Annotated in this window: 14 protein-coding genes; 2 read left to right on the top strand and 12 right to left on the bottom strand. The window is 70.1% G+C overall.

Annotation, left to right across the window (positions count from 1 at the left end; translation table 11 throughout):
• The 10 genes from ABTX78_RS12980 to ABTX78_RS12935 all read right to left on the bottom strand — a co-directional run.
• Positions 1 to 1867, bottom strand: a 1867-nt coding sequence (locus ABTX78_RS12980; RefSeq protein ID WP_352206841.1) for an IucA/IucC family protein, incomplete at its 3' end; no start/stop codon positions are given.
• Positions 1864 to 2394, bottom strand: a complete 531-nt coding sequence (locus ABTX78_RS12975; protein WP_352206840.1) for a GNAT family N-acetyltransferase — start codon at positions 2392 to 2394, stop codon at positions 1864 to 1866. The genes ABTX78_RS12975 and ABTX78_RS12980, both read right to left, overlap by 4 nt.
• Positions 2391 to 3668 (bottom strand): lysine N(6)-hydroxylase/L-ornithine N(5)-oxygenase family protein, encoded by a 1278-nt coding sequence (locus ABTX78_RS12970; RefSeq protein ID WP_352206858.1) that lies wholly within the window; start codon positions 3666 to 3668, stop codon positions 2391 to 2393. Before ABTX78_RS12970 ends, ABTX78_RS12975 begins: the two co-directional genes overlap by 4 nt.
• Positions 3658 to 5100, bottom strand: a complete 1443-nt coding sequence (locus ABTX78_RS12965; RefSeq protein ID WP_352206839.1) for a pyridoxal phosphate-dependent decarboxylase family protein — start codon at positions 5098 to 5100, stop codon at positions 3658 to 3660. The genes ABTX78_RS12970 and ABTX78_RS12965 overlap by 11 nt, the downstream gene beginning before the upstream one ends.
• A 148-nt stretch (positions 5101 to 5248) precedes the next feature.
• Positions 5249 to 6103, bottom strand: coding sequence for a siderophore-interacting protein (locus ABTX78_RS12960; protein ID WP_352206838.1), 855 nt, complete (start codon positions 6101 to 6103; stop codon positions 5249 to 5251).
• Between the two features lie 2 nt (positions 6104 to 6105).
• Positions 6106 to 7131: an ABC transporter substrate-binding protein gene (locus ABTX78_RS12955; RefSeq protein ID WP_352206837.1), complete on the bottom strand. Its 1026-nt coding sequence runs from the start codon at positions 7129 to 7131 to the stop codon at positions 6106 to 6108.
• Positions 7132 to 7324: 193 nt separating this feature from the next.
• A complete protein-coding gene (locus tag ABTX78_RS12950) occupies positions 7325 to 8485 on the bottom strand; it encodes an acyl-CoA dehydrogenase family protein (RefSeq protein WP_352206836.1) in 1161 nt (386 codons plus the stop codon).
• Between the two features lie 5 nt (positions 8486 to 8490).
• Entirely contained in the window at positions 8491 to 9435 is a 945-nt protein-coding gene (locus tag ABTX78_RS12945; protein ID WP_352206835.1) for a hydroxymethylglutaryl-CoA lyase, read from the bottom strand.
• On the bottom strand, positions 9428 to 11461 hold the full coding sequence (locus ABTX78_RS12940) for an acetyl-CoA carboxylase biotin carboxylase subunit (RefSeq protein WP_352206834.1): 2034 nt from the start codon (positions 11459 to 11461) through the stop codon (positions 9428 to 9430). Before ABTX78_RS12940 ends, ABTX78_RS12945 begins: the two co-directional genes overlap by 8 nt.
• A gap of 14 nt (positions 11462 to 11475) precedes the next feature.
• Positions 11476 to 13107, bottom strand: a complete 1632-nt coding sequence (locus ABTX78_RS12935) for a carboxyl transferase domain-containing protein (RefSeq protein WP_352206833.1) — start codon at positions 13105 to 13107, stop codon at positions 11476 to 11478.
• A gap of 99 nt (positions 13108 to 13206) precedes the next feature.
• Between ABTX78_RS12935 and ABTX78_RS12930 the strand changes: the two genes are divergently transcribed.
• On the top strand, positions 13207 to 13800 hold the full coding sequence (locus tag ABTX78_RS12930; protein ID WP_352206832.1) for an SACE_7040 family transcriptional regulator: 594 nt from the start codon (positions 13207 to 13209) through the stop codon (positions 13798 to 13800).
• Positions 13801 to 13873: 73 nt separating this feature from the next.
• Positions 13874 to 14659 (top strand): phosphatase, encoded by a 786-nt coding sequence (locus tag ABTX78_RS12925; protein WP_352206831.1) that lies wholly within the window; start codon positions 13874 to 13876, stop codon positions 14657 to 14659.
• A 455-nt stretch (positions 14660 to 15114) separates the two neighbouring features.
• On the opposite strand, the gene tesB is transcribed toward ABTX78_RS12925, so the two are convergent.
• Together tesB and ABTX78_RS12915 are read right to left on the bottom strand one after the other, a co-directional pair.
• A complete protein-coding gene (gene tesB / locus ABTX78_RS12920) occupies positions 15115 to 15987 on the bottom strand; it encodes an acyl-CoA thioesterase II (protein WP_352206830.1) in 873 nt (290 codons plus the stop codon).
• A gap of 19 nt (positions 15988 to 16006) precedes the next feature.
• Entirely contained in the window at positions 16007 to 17164 is a 1158-nt protein-coding gene (locus tag ABTX78_RS12915) for an acyl-CoA dehydrogenase family protein (RefSeq protein ID WP_352206829.1), read from the bottom strand.
• Between the last annotated feature and the right edge of the window lie 105 nt (positions 17165 to 17269).

Raw genomic sequence — 17269 nt, 5'->3', positions numbered from 1 at the left:
GAAGTAGAAGCCGACGACCGACACCAGCGCACCGACAAGGCCGATGGCCAGCAGGCGTTCGGTACTGATCCGGGGTTCGGCGGAGTTCGTGATCCAGAGTGCCGATCAGCTGGAGCGCCCCCGCCGGGTCGGCGAGGTCGACCATCTCCTTGTTGTTCCGCAGCTGGAGGCGGTTGAGGCAGGAGAGCGCGAACTCGTCCGTGAACATGTCGTACTCACGGAACTTGTCCGCGAGGTGCGGCACCGACTCCTGGTAGGCGCGCACGCAGTCCGCGACCGTCCGCCAGAACGTCTCCTCGTCCAGCCGCCCCTCCGACACCAGCACCGGCGCCAGGAAGCGCAGGAAGCAGTCGAAGACGTCCGTGAAGATGGAGAGCAGTTTCATGTCGTCCGGGACGTCCGCGCGGATGCGCTCGACCGCCGGCGGCAGCACCGCGTCCGGGTCCATCACCGCGATCTCCTCGGCGATGTCCTTGAAGACCGCACGCTGGACGGCGCCGTTCTCGTCGAGGACGAGGATGACGTTCTCACCGTGCGGCATGTACACCAGGTCGTAGGCGTAGAAGCTGTGCAGCACGGGCGTGAGGTAGGCGTGCAGATAGCCACGCAGCCACTGCGCGGGCGCGAGGCCCGACTCGTCCATCAGCGCGCCCGCGAAGCTCGCGCCGTCGCGGTCGACATGGAGCAGGGAGGCCATGGTGGCCACCCGCTCGACGTCCCGCAGCGTCGGCACCGGGCTCTCGCGCCACAGCGCGGCGAGCATCTTGCGGTAGGGGGAGTACCGGTTCGTCGCCCGCTCGTACTGGCGGTGGTGGTACCCGATCGCCGCCCGCTCCCTGATGATCGAGAAGCGTGCCGCCTTGAAGACGTCGTCGCTGTCGACCAGCTGGGCGAGCCAGTCGTTGATCGCCGGGGTCGCCTCCATGTACGCCGCCGAAAGGCCGCGCATGAAGCCCATGTTGAGCACGGAGAGCGAGGTCTTCACATAGTGCTTGGCCGGCGAGGTCACGTTGAAGAACGTGCGGATCGACTGCTGGGCCAGATACGCGTCGTCGCCGTTGCCGAGGCACACCAGGCGCTGCTGGGCGATCTCGGCGGCGAAGGTGACGGAGAGCTTGTTCCACCACTGCCACGGGTGCACGGGCAGCAGGAAGTAGTCGGCCATGTCGAGACCGAGGGCGTCCAGCCGCGCGGCGAAGCGGGCGAGCTGCGCCTCGCCGAGTTCGTCGCGCACCAGGCTCTCGTAGTCGAGCCCGGCGCCGGCCGTGAAGGTGGCGTGGTCGCGGCGGGCCGCGAGCCAGACCAGACGGACCTCGCTCGCCGTCTCCGGGGCGTACGAGAGGTACTCGTGCACCCCGAAGCCGAGCCGGCCGTTGTTGGCCACGAAACAGGGGTGGCCCTCGGTCATGCCCGTCTCGATGGCCTGAAACCCGGCGCCCGTCAGCTCGGCGGAGGTCATCGGCTTCTTGGTGAGCTTGTACGCGGTCCCGGAGAGGGTGGAGGAGATCTCCTCCAGGTACACCGGGAGGATCTCGTCGCTGAGCCCCAGCGCGGTGCGCAGCTCGATGAAGAACTCCAGCGCGTCCAGCGGCTGTTCGGACCCGTCGCGGTGGCGGGTGATCGAGTCGGCGCGGACCTGCCAGTGGTCGAGGGCGAAACGGCGTGCCGCGAAGCGGTACTCGGTCGCGGAGTCGTCGCTGAGGACCCGGTAGCGGATCTCGCCCGGGCCATCGGGCCCGCCGTCGAGCACCTCGGGCGTCAGCAGCCGCTCGTGGGAGAACTCCGCGAGCGCCTTGCGGACGAGCTGCCGGTTCGCCTCTTCCCATCGTTCGGGCGTCAGATGTGCCACGGCGTCGGACAGGGTCATACCGTCACTCCTCGTGCAGCCAGGAACCGGTCGCGGGTGCAGAAACTCAGCAGCGCGTCCTTCTCCGGCTTCTTGATCTCTCGTACGGGTACGAAACCGACGGCTTCGTTGAGCGCGTGCACGGCCGTGTTGCGCACGTCCGGTTCGACGACCACGCGCCGGGTCGACGGGTCCGCGAACAGCGTCTCCATCACCGCGGTGATCACGGCGCGGGTGAAACCGTGCACGGGGGTGTCGGTCGGCGCGACCAGGAAATGCATGCCCACATCGCCCGGCTCGGCCTCGTACAGGCCCTGCAGTTCCACGTACCGCGGGTCGTAGCGCTCCATCAGGAACACGGGCTCGCCGTCGCTCAGTCCGATGAAGGCGTCGTGGTGCTCATGGGCGGATATCGCCATGTACTCGCGCTCGACGTCCTGGAGTCTGGCGTCCTGCATCATCCAGTAGGCGGCCTTGGGATGGGTCACCCAGCCGTGCACCAGTTCGGCGTCGGCGAAAGGATCGAGCGGGCGGACGGTGAACGTCATACGGAGAACTCCTGGAACGCGATGGACTTTTCGACGGGGTAGTACTCGGACCCGAGCATCTCGCCGATGATGTAGGCGTTGCGGTACGCGCCCATGCCCAGGTCGGGCGAGGTGATCGAGTGCGTGTGCACAGCGGCGTTCTGGAGGAAGATCTCGCGGCCGGCCGTGTCGATGGAGTAGTTGCGGGCCACGTCGAAGCGGCCCTGCCCGTCCCTGCGGATGCGGTCGGAGACCGGGCCGAGGAACGCGGGCTGGACGTACTGGTAGCCGGTGGCCAGGATCAGGCCCTCGGTGTGCAGGTCGAAGTCCTTGCCCTGCTCCTCCTGGCGCAGCCCCAGGGTGTAGACGCCGTTCTCGTAGGAGGCCCGGTGCAGGGCCGAGTTGGTCAGCAGTCGCGTCGGGACCGGGCCCGCCACGTTCTTCTGGTAGAGCAGGTCGAAGATCGCGTCGATCAGCTCGCCGTCGATGCCCTTGAACAGCCCCTTCTGCTGGGACTCCAGACGGTAGCGGGTGGCCTCGGGCAGCGCGTGGAAGTAGTCGACGTACTCCGGGGAGGTCATCTCCAGCGTCAGCTTGGTGTACTCCAGCGGGAAGAACCGTGGAGAGCGCGTGACCCAGTTGAGCCGGTAGCCGTGCACGTCGATCTCGGAGAGCAGGTCGTAGTAGATCTCCGCGGCGCTCTGGCCGCTGCCGACCAGCGTGATCGACTTCTTGCGCTGGAGCGCTTCCTTGTGGTCCAGGTAGCGAGAGTTGTGCAGCAGGTCGCCGTCCAGGCCCTGACAGGGCTCGGGGATGTACGGCGGGGTGCCGGTGCCCAGCACGATGCGGCGGGTGTACAGCCGCTCGCCGGCGTCGGTGTGGACGACGTACAGCCCGTCCTCGTGCTCGACGCGGGTGACGGTGGTGCTGAAGCGGATGCTGCTCAGCCGGCCGGCGGCCCAGCGGCAGTAGTCGTTGTACTCGGTGCGCAGCGGATAGAAGTTCTCGCGGATGTAGAACGAGTACAGCCGTCCCTTGTCCTTCAGGTAGTTCAGGAAGGAGTAGGGGGAGGTCGGGTCCGCGAGGGTCACCAGGTCCGACATGAACGGCGTCTGGAGGTGGGCGCCTTCGAGGAACATCCCCGAGTGCCACTCGAAGTCCGGCTTGGACTCCAGGAACAGGCCGTTGAGCTCGTCGATCGGCTCGGTCAGGCAGGCGAGACCGAGATTGAAGGGCCCGAGCCCGATGCCGATGAAGTCGTGGGGCTCACGGGACTCATGGGGCTCACGAGACACGGACAAGGTTTTCTCCCAGGTACTGCTCGGCGTGGCCGGCGATCAGGTCGAGTACGGCGGTGATGTCGTCGGCCGTCGTCTCGGGGTTGAGCAGGGTGAACTTGAGGTACTGGCGGCCGTTGACCTTGGTGCCCGCGACCACGGCCTCGCCGGAGGCGAACAGCGCCTTGCGGGCATAGAGGTTGGCGCGGTCGATCTCGGTCGGGCTGGTGACGGCCTCGGGGATGTAGCGGTAGACCAGCGTCGAGAGCTGCGGCTGGACGACGACGTCGTAGCGCGGGTCGGCGGCGAGGATCTCCCAGCCGGTCGCGGCGAGGTCGCAGACCTCGTCGAAGAGCGAGCCCACCCCGTCGGCGCCCATCACGCGCAGGGTCATCCACAGCTTGAGCGCGTCGAAACGGCGCGTGGTCTGGAGGGACTTGTCGACCTGGTTCGGGATCCTCTCCTCGACGGTGCGCCGGGGGTTGAGGTAGTCCGCGTGGTACGTGGCGTGGCCGAGCGTGGCCGCGTCCCGGACCAGCACCGCGGACGAACTCACGGGCTGGAAGAAGGACTTGTGGTAGTCCACGGTGACGGAGTCGGCGTGCTCGATGCCGTTCAGCAGGTGGCGCCGGGTGGGGGAGACCAGCAGGCCGCAGCCGTACGCCGCGTCCACATGCATCCAGGTGCTGTACTGCTGGGCCAGCTCGGCGATCTCGGGCAGCGGGTCGATGGAGCCGAAGTCGGTGGTGCCGGCGGTGGCGACGATGGCCATGGGGACGAGTCCCTCGCGGGCACAGCGCTCCAGTTCGGCGGCGAGGAAGAACGTCTGCATGCGCTTGTCGCGGTCGACCGGGATGGGGACGACGGCCTCGGGGCCGAGTCCGAGGAGCGTCGCGGACTTCTGCACGCTGAAGTGGCTGCATTCGGAGGAGAAGATGCGCAGCCGCCCGAGGTCCGTGGTCTTGGCCTCCTGGCGGGCGAGCAGCAGGGCCTGGAGGTTGGACTGGGTGCCGCCGCTGGTGAAGACGCCGTCGGCGGCCTCACCGAGGCCGGTGCGCCGGGTGGTCCACTCGATGAGGCGGCGCTCGATCAGGGTGCCGCCCGCGCTCTGGTCCCAGGTGTCCAGGGAGGAGTTGACGGCCGAGAGCACGGCCTCGCCGAGGACGGCCGGGATGACGACGGGGCAGTTGAGGTGTCCGAGGTAGCGGGGGTGGTGGAAGTACACCGCGTCCCGCAGGTAGACCTGCTCGAGCTCGTCCAGGGCGGCGGAGGTGTCGCCGAGCGGCCGGTCGAGGTCGACGGCCGAGATCACCGGGGCGAGTTCGTCGGGGGAAACACCGGTGAACGGCCGCCGGGTTGTTGCCAGTCGGTTCGCAACCCGGTCCACTCCCTCGGTGACGGAGCGCCGGTAGCTCTCTGCTGTCGCGTCGTTGAGCAGGTGCGAGCGCATGCAATGTCCTTCTGGATGCGGGGACTTGGTCACCCCTCAGAACAGAAGAGGGGGGCGAGTGGGTGACGTCGAAGTTAGGTTAGCCTAACCTAACTTCAGATGCCAGCCGCCTCGCCCCCGCAGGGCCCCCGGTCGGCAACGGCGTCGCTCACGCCTCGTCGGCTGCCTCGGCAGGTTCCTCGCGCAGCCCGTCCTCGCTCACGCCGCGACGCCAGTAGCCGACGAACGTCACCCGGCGGCGGTCCATCCCGCGCTCACCCACCAGATGACGGCGCAGCGCCTTCACGCTGCCCGACTCCCCGGCGATCCACGCATACCCGGCGCCATCGGGGAGTTCGGCCGCGCGGACCGCCTCCACGGCGGACGGCGCGCTCTCCTCCCGCACCAGCCAGGTGATCTCGGCGTCCGCCGCGGTGGTGAGGTCCAGACGGTCGCCCGCGTGCGGAACCTCCAGCCAGACGCGCGCCCGGGTGCCGGCCGGCAGCCATTCCAGGATCGCCGCCGCGGCCGGCAGCGCCGTCTCGTCGCCCCAGACGAGCACCCAGTCGGTGTCCTTCGGCGGACGGCAGCGCACCGAGGCGTTGTCGGCGACCGCCGGGCCCAGCACCGTCACCTTCTGACCCGGCGCGGCCTGCCCGGCCCACCGGCAGGCCGGGCCGCCGTCCTCGTGGACGGCGAAGTCGATGTCGACCTCGCTGCTGCCGTCGTCCGCCCGGCGCTGCTCGCGCACCGTGTAGGAGCGCATCACCGCGCGGACGTCGTCCGGCAGGGAGCGCCAGGCCGCGAAGACCGCGCTGTGGTCGCCCGCCCCGACCGGTACGACCGGGGCGTCCTGTCCCGGGTGCGGAAGGAAGAGGGACAGCGACTGGTCGCGGCCCCCGGCGGCGAAGTCCCTGAGTTCCTCACCGCCGAAGGTGACACGGATCAGGGACGGGCCGAGCCGCCTCGTTCCGGTCACCTCCATCGGGAAGAAGCGGAACGGGGCGGTCTCGGCCGTCGTCATCGTCAGGCGACCTTCTTCGCGGTCTCGATGGCCTTGGCGAGGTCTTCGAGGATCGGCGCGCACTTGTCGTAGGAGTAGATCGGCTCCGTGACGCGGGGGATCACCTGGTTCGCCTTGACGGCAGGCAGCTTCGCCCAGGTCGGCTTCGCGGCGAGCGCGGCCGGCTGGAGGGCGGAGGAACGGTTGTCCAGCATGATGATGTCGGCGCCGTACTTGTCGGCGTTCTCCCAGCTGAGCTCCTCGAAGAAGCCCTGGGCGTTCGCCTTGGGCTCGATGAACTTCACGCCCAGCTCCTGGAAGTACAGGGTGTCCGCGCTCGTCTTCGGGACCGAGACGTAGAACAGCTCGGCGCTGCCGGAGCCGATCAGGACCTTGATCTCGGGCTTCGACTTGGCGGCCGCACGCAGCCGGGCCGCGGCCTTCTCGAAGCGGGTCTTGGCGGTGGCGGCCTTCGTTCCGGTGGTGTCACCGCCGAGGGACTTCGCGAGCTCCGCGTGCCGCTCCAGCGCCTTCTGCATGGTGGTCTCGGCCGCCCACAGCAGCACGCTGGGGGCCACCTTCATGATCTTGTCCTTGGACTGCGGCGGCACGTACCACGGGTCGTCCTTGGCCCACATGTTGGTGATGAGCACCTCGGGCGCGAGGGCCGCGTACTGCTCGATGTTGAACTCGCCGTAGACGTTGCCGATGACCTCGACCTTGTTCACATCGAGGTCGCCGGCCTGGACGTCGGCCTTGCCGTCCTTGGTCTTCGTGGGGCCGAACACGCCCTTGACCTCGACGCCGTAGTCGTGGAGCGCGGCGGCGGTGCCGGTGAAGGCGACGATGTTCTTCGGAACGGCCTTCAGCTCCACCTTGGTGCCGCGGTCGTCGGTGAAGTTCCAGGGGCCGGACTTCTCGGCGGCCTTGCCCGACGCGTCCGACGAGTCGTCGCCGCCACAGGCGACGAGCGCGGCGCCGAGCCCGATGGCGCCGCCCGCGGCGAGGACTCCACGACGGGAGAGATGAGAAGCTCGGGCGTTGGGCATGATGGTGTCGCTTTCGTATGTGCCGATCCGGCCGTGGTCAGTTCGAGGGTAGGTTAGCCTAACCTCACAAGCTGTCCAGGGGGCGGGTCCGGCAGACGACCGCTGATTCGCCCATCGGGTCGAGTTCTCGGCCCGGGCATGGGGAGGCCTCCTCACCCCGGGAGGAACGGGGGAGGAGGCCGGTGTCCGTATCTCAGCCGGTCAGGCCCAACTCCCGTGCGATCAGCATCCGCTGCACCTCGCTCGTGCCCTCGCCGATCTCCAGGATCTTCGAGTCACGCCACATCCTGGCCACCGGGTACTCGTTCATGAAGCCGTAACCGCCGTGGATCTGCGTCGCCTCACGGGCGTTGTCCACCGCGACCGTCGAGGAGTACAGCTTCGCCAGCGCCGCCTCCTTCTTGAACGGCTCGCCCAGCACCAGCCGGGAGGCCGCGTCGCGCCAGCCGACCCGGGCCATGTGCGCCCGCATCTCCATGTCGGCGATCTTGAACTGGATGGCCTGGTTGGCGCCGATCGGGCGGCCGAAGGCCTGCCGCTCCCTGGCGTACTTCACCGACTCGTCCACACAACCCTGGGCAAGTCCCGTCGCCAGCGCGGAGATGGCGATGCGGCCCTCGTCGAGGATGCGCAGGAACTGCGCGTAGCCGCGGCCCTCCTCGCCGAGCAGGTTCGCCACCGGCACGCGGACGTCGTCGAAGGACAGCTCGCGGGTGTCCGAGGCGTTCCAGCCGACCTTGGAGTAGGCCGGGGCGACCGTGAAGCCGGGCGTGCCGGACGGGACGATGATCGAGGAGATCTGCGGCTTCCCCTCCGGGCCGCGGCCGGTGACCGCGGTGACGGTGACCAGGCCGGTGATGTCCGTACCGGAGTTGGTGATGAAGCACTTGGAGCCGTTGATCACCCACTCGTCGCCCTCGCGGACGGCCGTCGTGCGGGTGCCGCCCGCGTCCGAGCCGGCGCCGGGCTCGGTCAGACCGAACGCGCCGAGCAACTCGCCCGCGCACAGCCGCGGCAGCCACTCCTGCTTCTGCTCCTCGGTGCCGAAGCGGTAGACGGGCATCGCGCCGAGCGACACCCCTGCCTCCAGGGTGATCGCGACGGAGGAGTCGACGCGGGCCAGCTCCTCCAGGGCGATGCCGAGGGCGAGATAGTCGCCGCCCATGCCGCCGTACTCCTCGGGGAAGGGCAGCCCGAACAGGCCCATGCGGCCCATCTCGCGGACGATCTCGTACGGGAACTCGTGGCGCTCGTAGAAGTCGCCGATCTTGGGCGCGATCACGTCGTGCGCGAACTGCTCGACGGTACGGCGGAGTTCCTCGTGCTCGGCGGTGAGCCGGTGGTCCAGGGACATGAGTGTCACTCCTTGTGGGAGAGGGCGCGAACGGTGCGGGACGGACTGGGGCGGCCCAGCCGTTCGGCCATCCACACGCTCGTGGCGGTGAGCAGGCCGAGGTCGACCCCGGTTTTGATGCCGAGGCCGTGAAGCATCCACACGAGGTCTTCGGTGGCGAGGTTTCCGGTGGCGCTCTTCGCGTAGGGGCAGCCGCCGAGGCCGCCCGCGGACGCGTCGACGGTGGTCACGCCGTGCTGGAGCGCGGCGAGGGTGTTGGCCAGCGCCTGGCCGTAGGTGTCATGGAAGTGCACGCCGATCGCGGAGGTGGGCACACCCTCCTCGTTGAGCTGGGCGAGCAGGGAAAGCACATGGCCCGGGGTCGCCACGCCGATGGTGTCGCCGAGGGACAGCTCGTCGCAGCCCAGGTCCATCAGCGCCTTCGCCACCCGCACGACCTGGTGGACGGGGACCGGCCCCTCCCAGGGGTCGCCGAAGCACATGGAGAGATAGCCGCGGACATGGACCTTGTCGTCCTTGGCGCGGGCGACGACCGGCTCGAACATGGCGAGGGACTCGTCGACCGTGCGGTTGAGATTCCTGCGCGCGAAGGTCTCCGTCGCCGAGCCGAACACGGCGATACGGCGGGCGCCGAGGGCGACGGCCCGGTCGAGACCGCGTTCGTTGGGCACGAGGACGGGCAGCGCGACGCCCGCATCCCCGAGTTCTGCCAGCTGCGGGAACAGCTGCTCCGCGTCGGCGAGTTGGGGCACCCACTTCGGGTGGACGAAGCTCGTCGCCTCGATCGTGCCGAGTCCGGCGGCGGCGAGGCGGTGGACGAACTCCGCCTTCACCTCGGTCGGCACGACCGTCTTCTCGTTCTGGAGCCCGTCGCGCGCCCCCACCTCGTGGATGCGCACCCGCGGCGGCAGGTCCTGCGCGGGTACCTCCATGGGCAGTCCCTCAGCCATGGACGGCCTCCTCTCCGGCCTGCTCGGCATCCTCGTGCGGGGCGACCACGGCCAGCAGCTGGTCCATGGCCACGGTGGTCCCGGGGGTGACGTCCAGTTCTGTGACGATGCCGGCGTGCGGGGCGGAGATGATGTGCTCCATCTTCATGGCCTCGACGACGAGCAGACTCTGCCCCGCGGCGACCTCGTCCCCGACGGCCACCTTGACCACCGTGACCGTCCCCGGCATGGGGGCGGCGAGGGTGTCGGCGCCGGCGTGCGCGGCGCCGCTGAGGGAGGCCGCGACTGGGTCGTGGTCCTGCACGTGCCAGGAGTCGCCGTCCCTCCCGAGCCACACCCCGTCGGGCGATACGGCGAAGCCGAAGGTGTGGGTGACACCGTCCAGTTCCACCGTGACGCGGTCCGGCGTGCGGGAGACGATCCGGGCGGACCGGCCGGACGGCTCGTCGCCCAGCGCGATCTGCGTGCCCGCGCCGGCCCCGCGGGTGCGGACGCGGACCGGCTCGTGGCCCGGGAGACGGAAGTGATGGACGGTCCAGGCGGGTACGCCGCCCAGACGCCAGCCGTCGGGGACGCCGAACGGGTCCACCCAGCCGGCCGCGGTGGGCGCCGGGCCGGGCGCCGCCGACAGCAGCGCCGCCGCCGCGCAGACCTCGTCCGGCACGCCCTCCGGAAGCAGCGTGGCGAGATCGCGCTCCACCAGTCCGGTGTCCAGGTCGCCGGAGACCACCAAGGGGTGGGAGAGCAGCCGGCGCAGGAACCCGGTGTTGGTGGGGACACCGAGGATGACCGTGTCCGCCAGGGCACGGCGCAGCCGCGCGAGGGCCTCCGCCCGGTCGCGGCCGTGCACGATCACCTTCGACAGCATCGGGTCGTACGTGCTGCCCACGTCCGTCCCGGCGGTCAGACCGGAGTCGGTGCGCACGCCCTCGCCGTGCGGTTCGTCCAGCGCCACCACGGTGCCGCCGGAGGGCAGGAAGCCGCGCGAGGGGTCCTCGGCGCAGATCCGCGCCTCCAGGGCGTGCCCGGTGAAGGTGATGTCCTTCTGCTCGTACGGAAGTTGCTCGCCGGCCGCGACCCGCAGCTGCCACTCCACCAGGTCCAGCCCGGTGATGAGCTCGGTGACCGGGTGCTCGACCTGGAGACGGGTGTTCATCTCCATGAAGTAGTACGAGGACGGGTCGTTGCCCGGGACGATGAACTCGACCGTGCCCGCGCCCCGGTAGCCGCACGAGCGGGCAGCCTGGACGGCCGCCTCGCCCATGGCCGTACGGGTCTCCTCGTCCAGCAGGACGCTCGGCGCCTCCTCGATGATCTTCTGGTGGCGCCGTTGCAGGGAGCACTCCCGCTCGCCCAGGTGGATCACCCGGCCGTGGCCGTCCGCGAGGACCTGGATCTCGATGTGGCGGGGGCGGTCGATCCACCGCTCCACCAGGAGCGTGTCGTCACCGAAGGAGGAGCGCGCCTCCCGCCGGGCCGCCGCGATCTCCTCGGCCAGCCGTGCCTCGTCGCGCACCAGCCGCATGCCCTTGCCGCCACCGCCCGCGGAGGGCTTCAGCAGGACCGGCATACCGATCTCGCAGGCGGCATCGGCCAGTTGCTCATCCGTCAGGCCGGAACCGGACGAGCCGGGCACGACGGGGACACCCGCCGTCCGTACCGTCTCCTTGGCCCGGATCTTGTCGCCCATCAGGGAGATGGCGGAGGCCGGGGGGCCGATGAAGACGAGGCCCGCGTCCTCGCACGCCTGCGCGAAGCCCGCGTTCTCGGCGAGGAAGCCGTATCCCGGGTGGACCGCCTGCGCACCGGTGCGCGCGGCGGCCTCCAGCAGACGTTCCACGGACAGATAGCTCTCGGCGGCCGCCGCCGGGCCGATACGGACCGCCGTGTCCGCCTCGCGCACATGGCGGGCGTCCGCGTCCGCGTCGCTGAAGACGGCGACCGAGCGCACGCCCATGGCGCGCAGGGTGCGGATGACCCGGACCGCGATCTCGCCCCGGTTGGCCACTAGGACTGTGTCGAACATCGTGTGGGGTCCCCTCACATCCGGAAGACGCCGAAGCCGGACCGGGAGCCGTCGTTGCGGTCCAGCGGGGCGTTGGCACAGGCGGTCAGGGCGAGTCCGAGCACCTGACGGGTCTCGAGCGGGTCGATCACGCCGTCGTCCCACAGCCGGGCCGTCGCGTAGTAGGCGTTGCCCTGCTGGTCGTACTGGGCGCGGATCGGGTTCTTGAACGCTTCCTCGTCCTCGGCCGGCCACTCCTCGCCCCGGCCCTCCAACTGGTCGCGCTTGACGGTCGCGAGGACCGACGCGGCCTGCTCGCCGCCCATGACCGAGATCTTGGCGTTGGGCCACATCCACAGGAAGCGGGGGGAGTAGGCGCGGCCGCACATCGAGTAGTTGCCCGCTCCGTACGAACCGCCGACGACGACCGTCAGCTTCGGCACCCGGGTGCAGGCGACGGCCATCACCATCTTGGCGCCGTGCTTGGCGATACCGCCCGCCTCGTACTCGCGGCCGACCATGAAGCCGGAGATGTTCTGGAGGAACAGCAGCGGGATGCCGCGCTGGTCGCACAGCTCGATGAAGTGCGCGCCCTTCTGGGCGGACTCGGAGAAGAGGATGCCGTTGTTGGCGACGATGCCGACCGGGTGACCGTGGATCCGGGCGAAGCCGGTGACCAGCGTCTGCCCGAACTCGGCCTTGAACTCCTGGAACCGGGAGCCGTCCACCAGCCGGGCGATGATCTCGCGCGCGTCGTAGGGCGTACGGGAGTCGACCGGCACCGCGCCGTACAGCCCGGCCGGGTCGGTCTTCGGCTCCTCGGCCGGTTCGACCGACCAGGGCAGCGGGCCTCGCTCGGGGAGGGTGGCCACGATGTTCCGCACGATCCGCAGCGCGTGCGCGTCGTCCTCGGCGAGATGGTCGGTGACACCGGAGACGCGGGAGTGGACCTCGCCGCCGCCGAGCTCCTCGGCCGTGACGACCTCACCGGTCGCGGCCTTCACCAGCGGCGGGCCGCCGAGGAAGATCGTGCCCTGGTTGCGGACGATCACGGCCTCGTCGCTCATCGCCGGGACGTACGCGCCGCCGGCGGTGCAGGAGCCGAGGACGGCCGCGATCTGCGGGATGCCGGCGCCGGACAGCCGCGCCTGGTTGTAGAAGATCCGCCCGAAGTGTTCGCGGTCGGGGAAGACCTCGTCCTGCATGGGCAGGAAGGCGCCTCCGGAGTCCACGAGGTAGACGCAGGGCAGACGGTTCTCCAGCGCCACTTCCTGGGCGCGGAGGTGCTTCTTGACCGTCATCGGGTAGTAGGTGCCGCCCTTGACGGTGGCGTCGTTGGCGACGATCACCACCTCGCGGCCGCTGACCCGGCCGATACCGGCGATGACACCGGCGGCCGGTGCCTGACCGTCGTACATCCCGTCGGCGGCGAGCGGAGCGATCTCCAGGAAGGGCGAACCCGGGTCGAGGAGAGTGTCCACGCGGTCGCGCGGCAACAGCTTGCCGCGGGCGGTGTGCCGGGCGCGGGCCTTCTCCCCGCCGCCGAGGCGGGCCGCGGCCAGCTTGGCGCGCAGGGCGTCGGCGAGCTCCTGATGTGCGACCTCATTGGCCTGCCAGGCCGGTGATGCGGGGTCTGCCGTGCTGGTCAGCACGGGTGCCTGCTGCATCGTGTCGAGCCCCCTTGCCCGTACGACTTTCGGTTAATGAGCGTTAACGCGTTTCCCTCAGGTTAACGAGCGCTAACTGTGTTGTCTAGAATCGGCTCCATGAGCACCAGGACGGATGCGCCGACCCGCCGCGAGCAGATCCTCAAAGAGGCCGCTCGCCTCTTCGCCGAGCGCGGGTTCCACGGCGTGGGGGTCGACGAGATAGGGGCCGCGGTCGGCATCAGCGGACCCGGCCTGTACCGCCATTTCCCGGGCAAGGACGCGATGCTCGCCGAGCTCCTGGTGGGCATCAGCGAGCGGCTGCTGAGCGGTGGCCGGCTGCGGGTCGCGGAGGCGTCGGCGGACCCCGAGGTGCTGCTGGCCGCGCTGATCGACGGCCATATCGACTTCGCCCTGGACGACCGCCCGCTGATCACCCTCCACGACCGCGAACTGGACCGGCTGCGCGACACCGACCGCAAACTGGTGCGGCAGTTGCAGCGGCAGTACGTGGAGCTGTGGGTGACGGCGGTGCGCGAACTGCACCCGGAGGTGGCCGAGTCGGAGGCGCGGGCCGCGGTCCACGCGGTGTTCGGGCTGCTCAACTCGACACCGCACCTCGGCTCGTACGGCAGCGGTCTGCCGGGCCGGGCGGCGACGGAGACCCTGCTGCGGCGCCTCGCGCACGGAGCCTTCGCCTCGCTCACGGCCTGACGCGGGCGGCCCGGGCCGTCCGGGGTGCGGGACGGCCCGCGCGGCGGCGGTGGCTGACGGCACAATGGGACGTATGCCGATACCCAGCCGTGCCGCCCTTGTCGAACATCTCGTCCGCACCCGTATCGCCGGAGACGTCGCCACACCGCGCGACAACAACCTCTCCCACTACCGCAAGCTCGCCAACGGCGACCGTCACTACTGGCTGGGTCTCGAGCTCGGGGACCGCTGGACGGACGAGCAGGACGTGCTGGCCGTCATGGCCGAGCGGTGCGGTGTCAACGACGATCCGCAGCACCGGGTCGGCCAGGACACCATCGACCCGGAGCTGACCGTCGACGCCCTGGAGCGGATGGCCGGGCGGCTGCGCAAGGCCGTCGCCGGGCAGGAGCGCGTCCTGTTCGCGACCGGGCACCCGGGCGGGCTGCTCGATGTGCACCGGAGAACCGCGGACGCCCTGCGGGCGGCCGGCTGCGAGATCGTCCGGATTCCGGGTGGGCTCACCGCGGACGAGGGCATGGTCTTCCAGTTCGCCGACGTCGCCATGCTGGAGCGCGGGGCCACGCTGTGGCACACCCACTCCCCGGCGCCGATGGCCGCCATTCTCGACGGTCTGGAGCGCGAGGGCAGCCCGCAGCCCGACCTCGTCGTCGCCGACCACGGCTGGGCAGGCTGCGCGGGCCAGCGGGGGCTCGACTCCGTCGGGTACGCGGACTGCAACGACCCGGCGCTGTTCATCGGGGAGGCCGAAGGCACCCTCCAGGTGACCGTCCCGCTGGACGACCACGTCACGGACCCGCGGTTCTACGACCCGATGACGGAGTACCTGCTGGACGCGGCAGGGCTGGCGGGCCGGTAGAGCACTGGGCCGGTCCCTGGGGAGCGGGTCCGCCGGCGGGCCGGACAGCCCCTCCAGGTGGCCGTCCACCGCGGGCGACGTCCGAGGGGCGGGTTGCCCGTGAGCAGCGTGCCGCGGGCGACGCGGCAGCAGGTGCGGCTGCACCAGGAGCGGCTCGGCCCGGTCGAGCCTGCCACGTGTCCCGGCCCGGGCCGGACGTACCGGCCGCGGGGTCCTCTACCGGGTGGCGCGATCGTCGCCCCCGGGCAACCGGCTTTCTCACCGGCCGGGCTCATCGACCGGCGGCCGCGCCGCGGGGGAGGGTCGAACGCCTCTCAGGGAAACCGAGGAGATCGATCGCCGCATCGAGGAGATGGGGGCTGCCCGGGCGCGCATCGGTCTGGCCCTGACCTGCCGCTCCCCACGCCGCCCGACGTCCGGCTTCCGGGCCGGTCCGCGGGAGCCGCTGCCCGAGATCAGCGAGGAACCCGCACCACGCCTTCCTGGATGACCGAGATGGCCAGCTGCCCGTCTTGGGTGTAGATCCGGGCCTGGCCCAGACCGCGACCGCCGGACGCCGACGGGGACTCCTGGTCGTACAGGAGCCACTCGTCCGCGCGGAACGGGCGGTGGAACCACATCGCGTGGTCCAGCGAGGCGCCGACCACGTCGCCGACCGCCCAGCCGCCGCGGCCGTGGGCCAGCAGTACCGAGTCGAGCAGCGTCATGTCGGAGACGTACGTCGCGAGGCAGACATGCAGCAGGGGGTCGTCGGCCAGCTTGCCGTTGGCGCGGAACCACACCTGGGAACGCGGCTTGCGCGGCTTGCCGACACTGCCGTACGGCGGCGCGTCGACATAGCGCAGATCGACCGCGGCCCGTGCCTCCAGCATCCGCTCGACGATGCCCGGGTCGACGAAGTGCTCGGCGTACGCGGGCATGATCTCGGCCGCCGTCGGCAGCGTCTCGGGGGCGGGCGCGTCCGGCATCTCGGACTGGTGGTCGAGGCCCTCCTCGTACGTCTGGAAGGACGCCGAGAGATGGAAGATCGGCTGGCCGTGCTGGACGGCCACGACCCGGCGGGTGGTGAAGGAGCGGCCGTCACGGATGCGGTCGACCGTGTAGACGATCGGTGCGCCGGGGTCGCCCATCCGCAGGAAGTACGCGTGCAGGGAGTGCGCGGTGCGGTCGTCGGGAACGGTGCGGCCCGCGGCGACGAGCGCCTGGGCCGCGACCTGTCCGCCGAAGACCCGGGGCACGAGCGCGGAACGGGACCGGCCCCGGAAGATGTCCTGCTCGATCTGCTCCAGGTCGAGCAGATCGAGCAGGTCGTCGAGTGCTGTGCTCATGGAAGGAAGGTAACTGCCCTTACAGACCCATGGACTTGGCGATGATCGACTTCATGACCTCGCTGGTGCCGCCGTAGATGCGGTTGACGCGGTTGTCGGCGTACAGGCGGGCGATCGGGTACTCGTTCATGTAGCCGTAGCCGCCGTGCAGCTGGAGGCAGCGGTCGATCACACGGTGCGCGACCTCGGTGCAGAACAGCTTCGCGGACGCGGCTTCGGCGGGGGAGAGCTCGCCCGCGTCCAGGGCCTCCAGCGCGCGGTCGGCGACCGCCTCGGCGGCGTCCACCTCGGCCTGGCAGGCGGCGAGTTCGAACTTGGTGTTCTGGAAAGAGGCGACCGGCTTGCCGAAGACCGTGCGGTCCTGGACGTAACTCTGGGCGAACCGGACTGCGGCCTTGGCCTGCGCGTACGCACCGAAGGCGATGCCCCAGCGCTCGGACGGCAGGTTCTGGCCGAGGTAGTGGAAGCCCTTGTTCTCCTCGCCGAGGAGGTCCTCGACCGGGACCTTCACGTCGACGAACGCCAGCTCGGCGGTGTCGGAGACCTTCAGGCCGAGCTTGTCGAGCTTGCGGCCCACCGAGTAGCCCGCGGACTTGGCGTCCACCGCGAACAGGGAGATGCCGAAGCGGCGGTCGTCCTCGCGGGGCGCGGACGTACGGGCGCAGACGATCACGCGGTCGGCGTGCACGCCGCCGGTGATGAAGGTCTTGGCGCCGTTGAGGACGTAGTGGCTGCCGTCCTCGGAGAGCTTGGCGGTGGTCTTCATGCCCGCGACGTCGGAGCCGGTGCCCGGCTCGGTCATCGCCAGCGCCCACATCTCCTCGCCGGTGGCGAACTTCGGCAGGAAGCGCTTCTTCTGCTCGTCGGAGGCGAGCAGCTTGATGTACGGAAGGCCGAGCAGTACGTGGACACCGGAGCCGCCGAACGAGACGCCCGCGCGGGCGGTCTCCTCGTACATCACGGCCTCGTACTTGTGCGACTCGATGCCGGCGCCGCCGAACTCCTCGTCGACGCGGATGCCGAAGACGCCCAGCTCACCGAGCTTGTGGTAGAAGTCGCGCGGCGCCTGACCGGCGGCGAACCACTCGTCGTAGACGGGGACGACCTCGGCTTCGATGAAGGCCCGGATGGTCTCCCGGAACGCCTCGTGGTCCTCGTTGAAAACGGTGCGGCGCACGGGACGCCCTCCTTCGTCGAATGTCTAAGCGCTTGCTCAGGTTAAGTTACCGGGCGGTTGTCAAGCCTGTCCAGGGCGGTCCCGCGGTGGTCGCGCACATCACAT

The sequence above is a fragment of the Streptomyces sp. NPDC096193 genome (assembly GCF_040302905.1).
GTDB lineage: Bacteria > Actinomycetota > Actinomycetes > Streptomycetales > Streptomycetaceae > Streptomyces.
The sequence above is the reverse complement of the archived record's forward strand: the minus strand, read 5'-3'. Positions and strand labels throughout refer to the sequence as shown.